We start from the raw sequence: 14,383 nt of genomic DNA, 5'->3' as shown, positions 1-14,383 counted from the left end.
CGGAGGGCCGGGGATCGTCCGGATCGCCGCGCCACGACGGGAAGTCCGGATCGAGGTGTTGACAGCCGCCCCGCCCGTTCCTACCTTCACTTCACGCGAACCGGTTCGACGACCGGGGACCGTCCGCTCCTCAACCTTCCGTCCCAGCGGCTCGGAAACTTCGCCCCCGCGGAGTGTCGAACCGGTTCGAACAAGGAGTTCTCCGTGAACATCGGTGAGATCGCCCGGCGGGCCGGTGTCTCGCGGAGCACCGTGTCCTACGCCCTGAGCGGCAAACGCCCCGTGTCCGACGACACCCGCCGGAAGATCCAGCAGGTCATCGACGAGCTGGGCTACCGGCCCAACGCCAGCGCCCGAGCCCTGGCCAACGGGCGGACCAGCACGATCGGCCTGGTCTTCCCGCCGGCCGGCAACCACTACACGGGCATGCAGCTGGACTTCATCGGCAGCGTGGTGGAGGCCGCCGCGGCCCACGACTACGACGTGCTGCTGTCACCCAGCGGCGTCGACAGCGACCGTTCCTTCCAGCGGCTGCTGGGGGAGCGGCGGGTGGACGGCGCGATCCTGATGGAGATCAGGCTGGAGGACGACCGGGTCGATCACCTGGCCGACCTCGACTTCCCCTCCGTCGCCATCGGCCGCACCGCGCGGCCGGAGGGCGGCTGGTGGGTGGGGCTCGACCACACCGCGCTGGCGGAGGCGTGCGTCCACCACCTCGCCGACCTCGGCCACCGCAGGGTCGCCTTCGTCAACCGGCCCGAGCAGCTTCTGCGGGCCGGGTACGAGTCCGCGCACCGGGGGCTGGACGGCTTCACCAAGGCCGCTGCCGAGCGCGGACTGACCGTGCGGACGTACACCTGCGGGGACGACGCCGCCTCCGGACAGGCGTGCCTGGAGCGGATCCTGCGGGACGACCCGGCGACCACGGGCCTGGTCACCCTGAACGAGGCGGCGCTGGGCGGCCTCTACCGGGGGCTGGCCCGGGCCGACCGCCATGTGCCGCGCGACTTCTCCGTCACCGGCATCGTGGCCTCCCGGTGGGCGGAGACGGTGACCCCGCAGCTCACCGCGGCGGACGTACCGGCGGAGGAGATGGGCCGCCTCGCCGTCGACCTCCTCGTGGAGCGGCTGGACGACCCCGACGCGTCGCCCCGCAATCACCTGCTCGTACCGCCGATCTCCCTGCGGGCCAGCACCGGCCCCGCGGGCGGCGGAACCGTCTCCTAGCCGTCACCCCGCCCGCACTTCCTTCTTCTGCCAGCCGTCACCCCGCCTGTCCTTCTTCCTTCTTCACCGGGCACCCCGTTCCGCCACCGGCTCCGTTCGGCGTGCCCGGCTTCCTCGTCTCCCTCCCTCTCACGGCACCCCTGTGCCTGAAACTAAGGACCCGCCATGCATCCCACCTTCAGACAACGTCGTCTGACCGCCGCAGCCCTGACAGCGCTGGCCGTGGCCGTCAGCGCCACCGCGTGCTCCTCCGGCTCGGGCAGCACCGGTGCCGAGGACGCGGACAGCGGCTCGTACACCATCTGGGACCCCTACCCCCAGTTCGCCAAGGGTTCGGCCTGGACGAAGCTGCTGGACAAGTGCGGCACCGACGCGGGCGTGAAGATCGAGCGGACCGGCTTCGACACCAGCGACCTGCCCAACAAGACGCTGCTGGCGGCCCAGCAGGGCAACTCCCCGGACGTCCTCGTCGTCGACAACCCGGTCGTCTCGACCCTCGCCGAGGCGGGCGTGCTCACCACGACCGACGACAACGAGCTCGACACCTCCGCCGTGGACCCCAACCTGCTCGCGGCCGGCCAGTCCGGCGGCAAGACCTACGGCACCCCGATCGGCGCCAACACCCTCGCCCTCTACTACAACAAGGAGGTCCTGAAGAAGGCCGGCGTGGACATCGCCTCGGTCAAGGACTGGAAGTCGCTGACGGCCGCGCTGACGAAGGTCAAGAAGGCCGGCAACAAGGGCATCACCTTCTCCGCGATCGGCACGGAGGAGGGCAGCTTCCAGTTCCTGCCCTGGTTCTGGGGCTCGGGCGCGCAGCTCACCGAACTCGACTCCGCCGAGAGCATCTCCGCGCTGTCCCTGTGGAAGGGCTGGCTCGACAAGGGCTACGCCCCCAACTCCGTCCTCAACAACACCCAGACCACCAGCTGGCAGGAGTTCGCCACCGGCGACTACGCCTTCGCCGAGAACGGCACCTGGCAGCTCGCAGGCGCGGAGAAGGCCGGCTTCGACTACGGCGTCCTGCCGATACCGGGCGCGGACGGGGACAACGCCGCCGCCCCGACCGGCGGCGAGTTCGTGACCGTCCCCGTCCAGCAGGACACCGGCCGCCACGCCACCTCGCGCAAGCTGGTCACCTGCCTGACCAGCACCGAGAACCTGTACGACACCGACACCACCCTGTCCTACGTCGCTCCCACCGGCGAGGTCCAGGACAAGCAGGTGGCGGCCAACCCGGACCTGAAGCCGTGGGTCGAGGCGGTCAACGCGGCCAAGGGCCGTACCAGTGACGACCTGGGCACCAAGTACCCCAAGATCTCAGAGCAGTTGTGGAAGGCCGTCCAGTCCGCGCTCAGCGGAGCCGAGTCGCCGAAGGACGCGCTGACCAAGGCCCAGTCGGCAGTCAAGTAGCAGGGAGGCGCGGTCCGTCGATGAACGACACGAGACAAGTCCCGGACCGCCGGTCCGCGCGCGACGCGGCCCGGACGGCCGCCACCGCCCCGCCCCGGGCCCCCGCGCGAGAGCGGCGCCGTCCGGTCTCCACACAGTGGGCGGCCTGGGCCTTCCTCACCCCCGTCACCCTCTACCTCGTCCTCTTCTACGCCTACCCGCTCTACCGCAACCTCGACCTGAGCCTGCGCGACTACACCGTCCGCTCCTTCGTCCAGGGCGACGCGCCCTTCACGGGCCTGGCGAACTACCAGAAGGTCTTCGACGACCCGACCTTCGCCCCCGCCCTGCTGCACACCGTCGTCTTCACCGCCGTGTGCCTGGTCTTCCAGTACGCCATCGGCCTGGCGCTGGCGGTCTTCTTCCACCAGCACTTCCGGCTGTCTGCCACCCTGCGGGCTCTGTTCCTGGTGCCGTGGCTGCTGCCGCTGATCGTGTCCGCCTCCACCTGGTCGTGGATGTTCAACAGCGACTCCGGCATCGTCAACGCCGCCCTGCACGCCGTCGGAGTCGGCCCGGTGCACTGGCTGACCTCCCCCGACTGGTCACTGACCTCGGTGATCATCGCGAACATCTGGATCGGCGTCCCCTTCAACCTGGTGGTGCTCCACAGCGGTCTGCAGTCCGTCCCCGGTTCGCTGCACGAGGCCGCGGCCCTCGACGGGGCGAACGCCTGGCAGCGCTTCTGGCGCATCACCTTCCCCCTGCTGCGCCCGGTCTCCGCCATCACCCTGCTGCTGGGCCTCGTCTACACCCTCAAGGTCTTCGACATCATCTGGATCATGACCAAGGGCGGCCCGGCGGACTCCTCCACCACCTTCGCCACCTGGTCCTACCAACTCGGCTTCGGCAACCTCCTGCCCGCCTTCGGCCCCGGCGCGGCCGTCGGCAACCTGCTCGTGGTCGCCGCCCTGGTCTTCGGCCTGATCTACCTCCGCGTGCAGCGAAAGCAGGGGCTGTCATGAACCGAAGTGCCGCCCGCTCATGGTGGAAGACGGCCGCCGGCCTGCTGCTCACCGGGATCATGCTCTTCCCGGTCTACTGGATGGTCAACGTCTCCCTCACCCGCGACCAGGACATGCGCAAGAGCCCACCGGACCTCTTTCCGGCCCACGGCACCCTGGCGGGCTACCGCACCGTCCTCGACGACCAACTGCCTTACCTCGGCACCAGTTTGGTGGTCGCCCTCGGCACCGCCGTGCTGACCGTGGCCCTCGCCGCGCCCGCCGGCTACGCCCTGGCCAAGCTGCGCCCCCGCGGCGGCGGCCTGCTGAGCTTCGTCCTGCTGGCCGCCCAGATGATCCCGGGCATCATCATGGCGATGGGCTTCTACGCCATCTACCTCCAACTCGGGCTGCTCCAGTCGGTCCCCGGCCTGATCGTCGCCGACTCCACCCTGGCCGTCCCCTTCGCCGTGCTCATCTTCACCGCGTTCATGTCCGGCATCCCGGGCGAACTCCTCCAGGCCGCTCAGATGGACGGCGCGAGTGCCCTGCGCACCTTCGTGTCCATCGTCCTGCCGATGAGCCGCAACGCCGTCGTCACGGTCTCCCTGTTCGCCTTCCTCTGGTCCTGGTCCGATTTCGTCTTCGCCAACACCCTGGTCAACGGCGGCGCCCACGAACCGATCACCCTCGGCATCTACCACTACATCGGCAACAACAACCAGGAGTGGAACGCCATCATGGCCACCGCCGTCGTGGCGTCACTGCCCGCCACGGTCATCCTCGTCCTCGCCCAGCGCTATGTGGCGGCCGGTGTCACCACCGGCGCCGTCAAGGACTGAACCCCCCGCCCGCCCTCATGTCCGGCGCCCCCTCCCGCGCCGGTCGGTCGGCACCCCCTGCTCCAGAAACGAGTCACGCCACATGACCGCCGCCCCGTCCGGCCCGGCCTTCTCCGTCCACGACATCCCGTTCAGCGCGTACGGATCCTGGTTCGACATCTCGCCCGTGGTGGCGGAGAAGACCTACGCCGAGGATCTCCACCTCGTCTCGCACCAGAACGGCATGCACGGCGTCCTGCGCCTCGTCCCCCTCGACGCCTCCACGGGCGCCCGGGCCGACACCCGTGTCGAGGCGACACCGGCCCTGCTCACCTGGACCGCCGGGCGGGGACGCGTGGAACTCGCCTACGAGGCCCCGGACACCGTACGCCTGCGGGGCAGCGGCCTGGACCTCGGCGTCCTCGCCGCCGCGCGGACCCTGACCCCGTTCAGCGGCACGTACTTCTTCCATGACCCGGTGGCGGACGCGCACGTGTTCACCTCGTACGAGACCGGCCGCCGCTACCGCGTCACCCTGCTGTCCGGCGCCCTCGCCGACACGGCCGGGGCTCAGGCCCTGGGCAGCGCCGAACGAGGTGTCACCGTGACCGCGCCGACGGACGGTAGCTGGGAGCTCGCGATCGAGGAACTCGACACCGCCCGGCCGCCGTACGCGCCTTCGGCGCCCTTCGACGCCGTGGTGGCCTCCGCGCGGGCCGCGTTCGCGGACTTCGTCGACGCGGTGGCCCCCTGGTGTTCGGACGCCACCCCGGCCGCCGAACTCGCCGCCTATGTCGTCTGGTCGGCGACCGTGGCGGCGAAGGGCCTGGTCACCCGGCCGGGGGTGCTGATGTCCAAGCACTGGATGGACAAGGTCTGGAGCTGGGACCACTGCTTCAACGCCCTCGCCCTGGCCGAGGGTTCGCCCGAGCTGGCGCTGGACCAGTTCCACCTGCCCTTCGACCACCAGGACGAGAGCGGTGCCCTGCCGGACTCGGTCACCCACTCCGAGGTCCTCCACAACTTCGTCAAACCGCCCATCCACGGCTGGGTCTTCGGCCGTCTGCGCCGTACCCTGCCGACCCCTGTGGACCGCACCGAACTCACCGAGGTGTACGAACGCCTGGAGCGCTGGACCGGCTTCTGGCTCACCGCCCGGCGCGCCCCCGGCGCCGACCTGCCCCACTACCAGCACGGCAACGACAGCGGCTGGGACAACGCCACCACCTTCGACCCCGAGCGCGTGGTCGTCACCGCGGACCTCGCCGCCTTCCTCGTCCTACAGCTCCACGAACTCGCCGTGCTGGCAGATGAGTTGGGCATGCAGAACGTGGCCGAACGATGGACGCGGACGGCCGAGGAGATCCAGACGGCACTGCTCGACCAGCTCTGGACCGGGGACAGGTTCGTCGCCCGCTCGGCCACCACCGGGGAATCCTGGGGCAGCGCGAGCCTCCTCGATCTGATGCCCATCGCCCTCGGTGAGCACCTGCCCGCGGAGATCGCGGGCACCCTCGCCGACCACATCAAGGCCCACCTCACCCCGTACGGCCTCGCCACCGAACTGCCCACCTCCCCGCACTACCTCGCCGACGGCTACTGGCGCGGCCCGATCTGGGCTCCCGCCACCGTCCTCGTCGAGGACGGCCTGCGCCGCGCGGGCCACCACCGGCTCGCGGACGACATCAGCGCCCGTTTCCGCGCCCTGTGCGAGACCCACGGGTTCGCCGAGAACTTCGACGCCCTCACCGGCACGGGCCTGCGCGACCGCGCCTACACCTGGACCGCGAGCAGCTATCTCCTCCTCGCCCGTGAACACCAGCGGCGCGAGGGGGCCGGGACCGACGACCCGGTGGCCTGACCCGCGAGCGACAAACCACCCGGACGAAAGGACTGCCCGACCGAGAGATCCATTGCCAGAGGTATTGACGCTTCCGGTTCTCGCTCATAGCGTCTGCCCGATTTGACGAACACCGTTCGAGGTGCCGAACGGCGTTCGTCGCGGACCGTCATGTCCCCCGCTGGTGCTCGCTGGTGCTCTTTCGCAGGACGACAGGAGATGTACATGTCCGCGCTTCGCGCTCGGCTGGCGGCGATACTGGTCGCAGCCTGCCTCCTCCTCACGGGCCAAGCCGTGATCACACCGCAGCGGGCCGTCGCCGCCGACCCCGGCTACCTGATGACGCACTTCATCGGGGAGGGGGCGACCGGTCAGCAGATCCACTTCTCGCACAGCTCGGACGGCCGCAACTGGAGCGACCTCAACGGCGGTGGGACGGCCCTGCGCTCCACTGTCGGTACCCGTGGCGTGCGCGACCCCGCACTGGTCCGCTCCCCTGACGGCAGCCGGTACTGGATCATCGCGACCGACCTGTGCATCGGCTGCGGACAGTCGTGGAGCGACTCCATCAACAACGGCAGCCGCAATCTCGTGGTCTGGGAGTCGACGGACCTGGTCACCTGGTCGCAGCCGTGGTTGCTGAACGTCGCGGGCGCGATCCCCGACGGGCGCAACGCGTGGGCGCCGGAGGCGATCTGGAACCCGGCCACCAACGACTACGTCCTGTACTGGGCGACGAACAAGCCCCTGGACGGCGTGACGAAGCACCGCATCTACTACGCGCGCACCACCGACTTCCGCACCATCACGACCCCGCAGGTCTACATCGAGCGGCCCGGCACCCAGGAAATCATCGACACCCAGATCGTCGAGCTCCCGCCCGGAGTCGGCGGCTACCGCTATGTACGGGCCTCCGGCGACGGCCAGATCACGCTCGAAGGCAGCAACTCGATCCTGGGCACATGGACCGCCCTCGGCAACCTCTCCGGCATCGGCCTGACGGGCTCCCAGGTCGAAGGCCCGATGTGGATGAAGTTCCGCGACCGTGACGAGTGGACCCTGTACCTCGACCAGTACGCGACCGGGAGGGGATACATGCCGGTCACGACGACCGACCCGTCCGCCGCCGGCACCTACCGGCTGCCGACGTCGGGAACCTACTCCATGGGCGGCACCAAGAAGCGCCACGGCTCGATCCTGACCCTGACGGCCGCCGAGGAGAGCCGCGTCCAGGCCCGCTGGCCCGACACGACCGCCAACCGGCTCCAGTCGTACAACTTCCAGGACCGGTACGTACGGCACGCCGCCTTCGACGTGCGTATCGACGCGAACGTCAGCCCGGTCGAGGACTCCCGGTTCCGGTTGCGGACCGGCCTGGCGGGCTCCGGCACCGTCTCCTTCGAGTCGGTGAACTTCCCCGGGTACTTCCTGCGCCACTCCGGTTACGACTTCCAGCTGGCCTACAACGACGGCACCACCCAGTTCGCGGCGGACGCCACCTTCCGCCAGGTCTCCGGGCTCGCCGACGCGAGCTGGTCGTCCTTCCAGTCGTACAACTTCCCCGACCGGTACATCCGCCACTACGCGTACCAGCTGCGGCTCGACCCGGTCACCACCACGACGGCGCGCGGCGACGCCACCTTCCGCGTGACGAGCTGACCCTGCGCCGATCCGCCCTCCGGCGGATGAGGCCTCAGTGAGCGTCGTGGCCTGCCACGCTTGCTGGGGCCGAGTGGTTGACCTGTGTAAACGCCCTTTCCGCTGTTTCACGGCCTCGCCCGGGAGCGCATCGACACCGCCTGGGCACCGGGGCATCAGGGAGTCAGGGTGCCGGGTTCCGTCCAGGTCGCCTTGTCCCGTCCGCCGCGTCCATGAGGGGCTGCGCGACGGGCAGCTCGGCGAGTTCCCGCCACGCGTACGCGCAGAAGTGCATCGCTCCGCCCTGCTCGCACAACTCGCCCGCTCGCCGGTACACCGCGGCGGCGGTGGACGTGTCGCCCAGCGCACGGTAGATCCTCGCGGTCCACAGCAGGTTCACCCCGACCTCGTGCGTGGCGGGCCAGGCTCCCGCGCGAGGCTGGAGATCTACCTGCGGCCGCTGGACGACGAGGTCATCCGCGACGACGTGGTGGTCCTCGACGACTTCGCGACGCCCGCCCACTACTTCCAGGTCCGGCTGACGCTCAAGGACGCCGATGCCGGGCGGCTGCGCCGCGTCCAGGAGACCGCCAGGGCGATCATCGACCGGGAGAAACCGGCCCACACCTTCTACGCGCTCAAGATCGTGGTGCCCACGATGCGGCTGGTCTCCGAGGAACTGCACGCGGCCGGCGGTGGCGAGTTGCTCATGCTCGGCGAGAACACCGTGCTCGGCACGCGCGATCTGACCTGAAACCCGGAGGACGAAGCCCCACGGCGGACTACACCCAACCCGACGTCGTACCGAAGCGCGTCCGCTTCTTCGACGGGCAGTACCTGGTGGACCAGGACTTCATCGACGAGCAGAAGTTCCACCTCGACCGTGAGCGCAGACAGAGCCGGCTGCTGCGGCTCACCGGCGTCAGCGCCGGCCTGACGGTGACCTCCGGCGGACCGTCCTCGATCACGGTGAGCGCCGGGATGGCGGTGGACGCGCTGGGCCGGCATCTCGTCCTGGCCGCGGACACGACCGTGTCGGTCGGGGACCTCGACGGCCGGCAGGACGTCGAGGTGCGCCTGGCCTACCGGGAGACCGCGACGGACGTGGCGCAGACGGAGGGGGTGGCGAGCGAGCGCCGCTGGGACGAGAGCCCGAGGCTCGTGGTGATCGCTCCGGACGGCACCGCCGTGGTCGCCCCCGACGACGCCTCGCCCGACCTCGACGGTGTCCCCACGGTGCTGCTGGCCCGACTCGCGGTCGCCGAGGGCGGTGAGGTCACGGTGGACCTCACCGCGGCACAGCGCTCCACCCTCTCGGTCGCGGGCGCGCTGGGCGTGGGCACGGACACTCCCGGCAGCGACCTGGAGATCGGCGACTACGGCCCGCGGGACCGGCACCTGACGTTCAAGGTGGCGGGCGGCGACGGACACCGCGGCGGAATCCGGCTGCGGGCCGGGTCGGAGAACGCGAACGAGGGCTACTCCCTGGAATACGACGGACGAGCGGTGGCGGGACAGGGCCTGCATGTCAGGACCCACGGTCCCGGCGATGCCGAGGACGGCACGACCAGGCTCTTCGTCTCCCCGGGCGGCGATGTCGGCATCGGTACCACCGCACCGGACAACCAGGGCCACGGACGCGTGACGGGCCGACGCCCGCTACGCGCCGTACCGCCTGAGATCCGCTCGCCACGCACACACGTCCCCGTACGTCCCGCGCCGTTCCGGCCGGGCCCCGTCCCACGTCTGGAGGTCCCCCATGGCCCCCCATGCCCGCAAGTCGTCTCGTGGCCCCGCTGAAGGCCGAAGGGGTGAAGGTCGTCGAGGCCGACGGCTGGCGCACCCGCACCCGCAACCACAAGGGCGCCTGGGCCCCCGTGAGCGGGGTGATGACCACCACACCGTCACCTCGGGCACCAAAGCGAGCGTGGACTCTGCCGTGACGGACACGCCGCCCTGCCCGGCCCGCTGTGCCTGGGAGTCATCGCCTGGCTCGCGAAGCGTTGCGCAGCAACGGGGTCCCTCTCAGCCCTCGCGCCGCCATGTGCGGCGATGTCCCCTCCGCCGAGCTGCCGGACGAGTGCGGGCCTGACCGCCGTTCGAGGGGCAACGCCTTGGGCTGTTCGACGGACATGTGGTAGCGGTACGCCCCGGGTGGAACCCCTGTGACAGCGGCCGTTCGGCCGCTGTCCCGCCCGCTGTCCACCGAGGTGACCATGCGTCTGCTCCTCGTCCACCCGAGCGCTCTGATGTACTCGGAGATCTTCCTGCGTCTGGAGCCGCTGGGCCTGGAGCGGGTGGCCGGTGCCGCGCGCGACGCAGGCCATGAGGTGCGGATCGTGGACCTGCAGGTCACCGGAGTCAAAGAACTCGCGCGTGAGTTCGCCTCCTTCCGCCCCGACGCCCTCGGGGTGTCCCTGAACTACCTGGCCAACATCCCCGAGGCGATCCGCCTCGCCCACGCAGCCAAACGGGCCGCCCCTGACTGCTTCGTCTTCTTCGGCGGGCACAGCGTGTCCTTCGTGGCCGAGGACGTGCTCGCACAGGCCGAAGGGGCCGTGGACGCAGTGGTGCGAGGCGAGGGAGAGCCGGCCGTTGTTCCGCTGCTCGCCGCGGTCCGGGACGGCGGCGTGCAGGATGTGCCCGGGATCATCACCCTGGCGGGTCGCGGCCCCGCACCACAGATGCTGCACGGCATCGACAGCCCCGCACCGGCGCGCGACCTGATGCGCCACCGGCGCCGCTACTTCATCGGGGAACTGGATCCGTGCGCTTCGATCGAGTTCACCCGGGGCTGCCCGTGGGACTGCTCCTTCTGCTCCGCCTGGACCTTCTACGGCCGCAGCTACCGCAAAGCCTCCCCCGAGGCGGCGGGGGCGGAGATGGCCTCCATCCGCGAGCCGAACGTGTTCATCGTCGACGACGTCGCCTTCATCCGGCCCGAACACGGGCATGCCATCGCCGCCGAACTGGAGCGCCGAGCCATCCGCAAGCGGTACTACCTGGAGACCCGCAGCGATGTCCTGCTGCGCAACGAGGAGGTCTTCCAACGCTGGACCCGGCTCGGTCTGAAGTACATGTTCCTCGGCATGGAGGCCATCGACGCCGAGGGACTGGACCTGTATCGCAAGCGCGTCAGCCCCGACGACAACTTCCGCGCCTTGGAGGTGGCACGGCGACTCGGCATCAGCGTGGCGATCAACCTCATCGTCGACCCCGCGTGGGACGAGGAACGTTTTCGCGTCGTCCGCGAGTTCGCCCTGTCCGTTCCGGAGATCGTGCACCTGACAGTGATGACTCCCTATCCGGGAACCGAGATCTGGCACACCGAGGCCCGCAGGCTCACCACCCGCGATTACCGGCTCTTCGACATCCAGCACGCCGTGGTGCCCACCGCTCTCCCTCTGGACGTCTTCTACCGCGAACTGGTGAAGACCCAGGCGGTCATCAACCGCAAGCACCTGGGGCTGCGAACCGCGCTGGGCGCCCTGCGCGTCCTGGGCGGCAACCTCGCGCGCGGACAGACCAACTTCGCCCGCATGCTGTGGAAGTTCAACCGTGTCTACAACCCCGCACGGCAGTTCGCCGACCACCACCGCCCGGTGCGCTACGAACTGCCCCTGCCTCGCCACCTGGACGTCGGCGACCGCCGCCAGCTGTACGTCCACTCCCGCGGCGACGCCCGGCGTGCTGCTCGGGCGGCGGAGTAGGTGGGAGCCGCCCGGGGGCATGCGACCGGACGGGCTGGTCCGGAAGTCACGGCCTCTCCCTCGCCATCAGCGACGGAAAACCGCGCGGGCCCTCCGTATCGAGATCGCGGCGACCACCGCGCTACCGCTCAACCGAACGCCGCGGCAAGGCGCCGGTAAAGGGCCGGAGCCGTGCCGCGAATCCGAGCGGGCAGACGCAGCCAGCCAGGGACGTAGATCTCGTCGCGACCGCGGGAGACCGCGGCCCACACGGCATCCGCCACGCGCTCGGGCGGCACTGGCCTGGGCCACGACCGCTGGTACGGGGTGCCGCGCCGGGCGAAGAACGGAGTGTCCACCGCACCCGGCACCACAAGGCTGACCCCGACGCCGCTACCGCGCAGTTCGTATCGGAGGGCGTCGGCGAAGGCACCCAGCGCCGCCTTGGCCGCCGAGTACACGGCCTCCCCCCGCACGCCCACCGCGCCCGCCACGGACCCGATGAGCACAACGCGTCCGGAGCCGGCCGCCACCATGTGCGGAACCAGTTCCCGTACCAGCCGCAAGGGGGCCAGCAGGTCGACTTCGACGACCTCTTCGATGGCGGGCCGGGGCATGGAGCTGAAGTCCCCGGCCCAGCCGATGCCGGCGCCGACCACCAGCAGATCCACCCGATCGACGTGCTGGAGGGCGAAGTGGGTCAGTCGCCGTTCGGCGCCGGGACGGGTCAGATCCGCCGGGAAGACCGACGCCGGGGACTGCTTCGCGATTTCCTGGAGGCGTGCCGTGTCCCGCCCGTTCAGGACGAGACACCATCCTTCTGCGGAGAGTCTTCGGGTCACGGCGGCGCCGATCCCCGAGGACGCTCCGGTCACGAGTGCCGTGCTCCGGCGCTCGGCCCCGTCGGCTGGGGAACGGTGCACGGCGCCGGGCAGCGGGGTCGACATCCCGGTGAGTGACACGTCGGCGGTGCCGGCGCGGAGAGGCGCGTGAGACATGGGCTTGAACCTCGGCTGCCAAGGTGAACGCCCGGGAGACAGCCCACTGCGGCCGCTCCCGGGGTTCGTGGGGACGGGGCAGCGTGGAGTAACCGGGGCCCGCGATGCCCAAACGCCGGGCGGGCACGTTTCACCAGGGCAGCGCAAGACCGGCCGAGCGGCAGCGCGGGACGTCAGGGGAAGCCGTCGGGATTCACCGGCCGCATCACGCTCTTTCGAGTGACGGCGGCCGGGGCACCACCACCCCGGCGGCCCGCCCGGGGCGGTTCCCGGCCGCACTCTGCCCGTCTCCGTCGGACCGGGGCCCTGGGCACACGGGCGGTGTCAGCCGAACCCTGACTGAGGCGGTTTGCGGTGACCCGGCAGGCGAAAGGCCGTGGCGCCTGCGCCGCTGGGCGGATGACCATGCATCCGCGGGTACCTTCGCGTCCATGGGTATCACCGCGCCGAACACGAGCGGCACCGCCCCCGCACCGCCGGACGCCCTGTCCGTCGCGGTACTGGTGGAACTGCTCAGAAACGATACGTCCGGTGGGCATGTGAAGTGCTGGGAGCGGTTCGCCGAGGCGGCGGCCCGGCACGCCGACGACAGGGCGGGCCTCGACCTGACGGTCTATGTGCTCGGACATCACGAACACGTCGAGGAACTCTCGCCACGAGTGCGGTTCGTCGCGCTGCGGCCGATGCTGAGCAGCGCTCCGGTCATGCGGGCCGTGGGCACCGTGGACATCACGGACCTCGCACCCCACCACTTCCGTCTCGCCGAGCTGCTGCCCGGGCACCATGTCTGGCACCTCACGCACACCTTCGCGTTCGCGTCGACGGCCGTCCGGCTCGCCCGCCGCGCCGACCCGGCATCCCGTGCGGGTCTCGTGGCGTCGCTGCACACGGATGTTCCGGCGCTCGCCTCCGCCTACACCCGTCAGGCGCTGAGCAGGGTGCCCGGCTTGTCCCGGCTGACCGAGCACCCCGTCGGCGGGCTGCCCCACCTGGTGGGGGAACTGGCTCGGCGTCGGCGTGACCGGCTGGTGCGTCAGTGCGACCGGGTGCTCGCCTCGTCGTCCGACACCTGCCGGGAGATCGGCGCGATCACTGGTTCCGAGCGCGTGTCGCTGCTGCGCCGCGGTGTCGATCACGAGCGGTTCCGGCCCGATCCGGCAGCGCGCCACGAGCTCGCCCGCGTTCACGGCGTCCCCCTGGACCGGCCCCTGGTGCTGTTCGTCGGTCGCGTGGACGCCTCCAAACGGGTCCAGCTCCTTGCCCAGGCCATTGCCCGCCTCAGACACCGTGGTCACCGCCCGCACCTGGTCGTCGTGGGCCGCGGTGCCGCGACCGGCCTCGTCACCCGGCTGCTGGGACCCGACGTGACACATCTCGGACCGCAGCCTCAGGAGCGGCTGGCTCGGGTGTACGCCGGCTGCGACCTCTTCGCACTGCCCTCGCACACCGAGACCGTCGGCAATGTCGTCGCCGAGGCGATGGCGTGCGGCCTGCCCGTGGTCCTGCCGGAGTGCGCCGCCACCAGGCAGTGGTTGGCCGCCCCCGGAGCGGACGGCCTCCTGGTGCGGGACGACACCCAGGAGGGCTGGGCCCGGGCGCTTGAGGACCTGCTCACCCGGCCGGACGCACGGCGGGCGATGGGACGACGGGCGGCCCGGACAGCCCGGACCCGGCACCCCACCTGGACACGAGTGCTGGAGGAGGATCTCCTGCCCGTGTGGCGCGAGGCGGCCAAGACGCGTGGGCGAGCAGGCGCTCTCCGTTCCTGAGCGCC

General features: G+C 70.6%; 12 protein-coding genes and 1 pseudogene. 11 read left to right on the top strand and 2 right to left on the bottom strand.

Annotated elements, in window-relative coordinates; genetic code table 11:
* The first annotated feature begins 204 nt into the window (after positions 1-204).
* The 6 genes from P8T65_RS11195 (at position 205) to P8T65_RS11170 (ending at position 7,943) form a co-directional block, all read left to right on the top strand.
* Positions 205-1,227: a LacI family DNA-binding transcriptional regulator gene (locus P8T65_RS11195; protein ID WP_316725270.1), complete on the top strand. Its 1,023-nt coding sequence runs from the start codon at positions 205-207 to the stop codon at positions 1,225-1,227.
* Positions 1,228-1,392: 165 nt separating this feature from the next.
* A complete protein-coding gene (locus tag P8T65_RS11190; protein WP_316725269.1) occupies positions 1,393-2,640 on the top strand; it encodes a sugar ABC transporter substrate-binding protein in 1,248 nt (415 codons plus the stop codon).
* Positions 2,641-2,660: 20 nt separating this feature from the next.
* Positions 2,661-3,644: a sugar ABC transporter permease gene (locus P8T65_RS11185; RefSeq protein ID WP_316725268.1), complete on the top strand. Its 984-nt coding sequence runs from the start codon at positions 2,661-2,663 to the stop codon at positions 3,642-3,644.
* Positions 3,641-4,465: a carbohydrate ABC transporter permease gene (locus P8T65_RS11180; protein WP_316725267.1), complete on the top strand. Its 825-nt coding sequence runs from the start codon at positions 3,641-3,643 to the stop codon at positions 4,463-4,465. The genes P8T65_RS11185 and P8T65_RS11180 overlap by 4 nt, the downstream gene beginning before the upstream one ends.
* Positions 4,466-4,547: 82 nt before the next feature.
* Positions 4,548-6,305, top strand: a complete 1,758-nt coding sequence (locus P8T65_RS11175; RefSeq protein ID WP_316725266.1) for an MGH1-like glycoside hydrolase domain-containing protein — start codon at positions 4,548-4,550, stop codon at positions 6,303-6,305.
* A gap of 204 nt (positions 6,306-6,509) precedes the next feature.
* Complete coding sequence (locus P8T65_RS11170; protein ID WP_316725265.1) at positions 6,510-7,943, top strand: glycoside hydrolase family 43 protein; 1,434 nt, start codon at positions 6,510-6,512, stop codon at positions 7,941-7,943.
* 163 nt (positions 7,944-8,106) lie between these two features.
* On the opposite strand, the gene P8T65_RS11165 is transcribed toward P8T65_RS11170, so the two are convergent.
* A complete protein-coding gene (locus P8T65_RS11165; RefSeq protein WP_316725264.1) occupies positions 8,107-8,322 on the bottom strand; it encodes a hypothetical protein in 216 nt (71 codons plus the stop codon).
* 9 nt (positions 8,323-8,331) lie between these two features.
* Here P8T65_RS11165 and P8T65_RS11160 point away from each other — a divergent pair, with 9 nt between their 5' ends.
* From P8T65_RS11160 to hpnR, 4 genes and pseudogenes are all read left to right on the top strand, one after another.
* The gene (locus tag P8T65_RS11160) at positions 8,332-8,676 is read left to right on the top strand and encodes a hypothetical protein (RefSeq protein WP_316725263.1); all 345 of its coding nucleotides are present in this window, start codon (positions 8,332-8,334) and stop codon (positions 8,674-8,676) included.
* Positions 8,677-8,762: 86 nt separating this feature from the next.
* A complete protein-coding gene (locus P8T65_RS11155; RefSeq protein ID WP_316725262.1) occupies positions 8,763-9,722 on the top strand; it encodes a hypothetical protein in 960 nt (319 codons plus the stop codon).
* Positions 9,692-9,908: pseudogene (locus P8T65_RS11150) on the top strand (N-acetylmuramoyl-L-alanine amidase); the annotation flags it as partial. The gene P8T65_RS11155 and the pseudogene P8T65_RS11150, both read left to right, overlap by 31 nt.
* A gap of 230 nt (positions 9,909-10,138) precedes the next feature.
* The gene (gene hpnR, locus P8T65_RS11145) at positions 10,139-11,632 is read left to right on the top strand and encodes a hopanoid C-3 methylase HpnR (RefSeq protein WP_316731549.1); all 1,494 of its coding nucleotides are present in this window, start codon (positions 10,139-10,141) and stop codon (positions 11,630-11,632) included.
* Positions 11,633-11,760: 128 nt separating this feature from the next.
* On the opposite strand, the gene P8T65_RS11140 is transcribed toward hpnR, so the two are convergent.
* Entirely contained in the window at positions 11,761-12,609 is an 849-nt protein-coding gene (locus tag P8T65_RS11140) for an SDR family NAD(P)-dependent oxidoreductase (protein WP_399098720.1), read from the bottom strand.
* 431 nt (positions 12,610-13,040) lie between these two features.
* On the opposite strand from P8T65_RS11140, the gene P8T65_RS11135 reads away from it, so the two are divergent.
* Complete coding sequence (locus P8T65_RS11135; RefSeq protein WP_316725261.1) at positions 13,041-14,378, top strand: glycosyltransferase; 1,338 nt, start codon at positions 13,041-13,043, stop codon at positions 14,376-14,378.
* Positions 14,379-14,383 lie beyond the last annotated feature (5 nt).

It is taken from the genome of Streptomyces sp. 11x1, from assembly GCF_032598905.1.
Lineage (GTDB): Bacteria > Actinomycetota > Actinomycetes > Streptomycetales > Streptomycetaceae > Streptomyces.
Note: the sequence above shows the minus strand (reverse complement) of the source record. Positions and strands in the feature narration are given on the sequence as shown.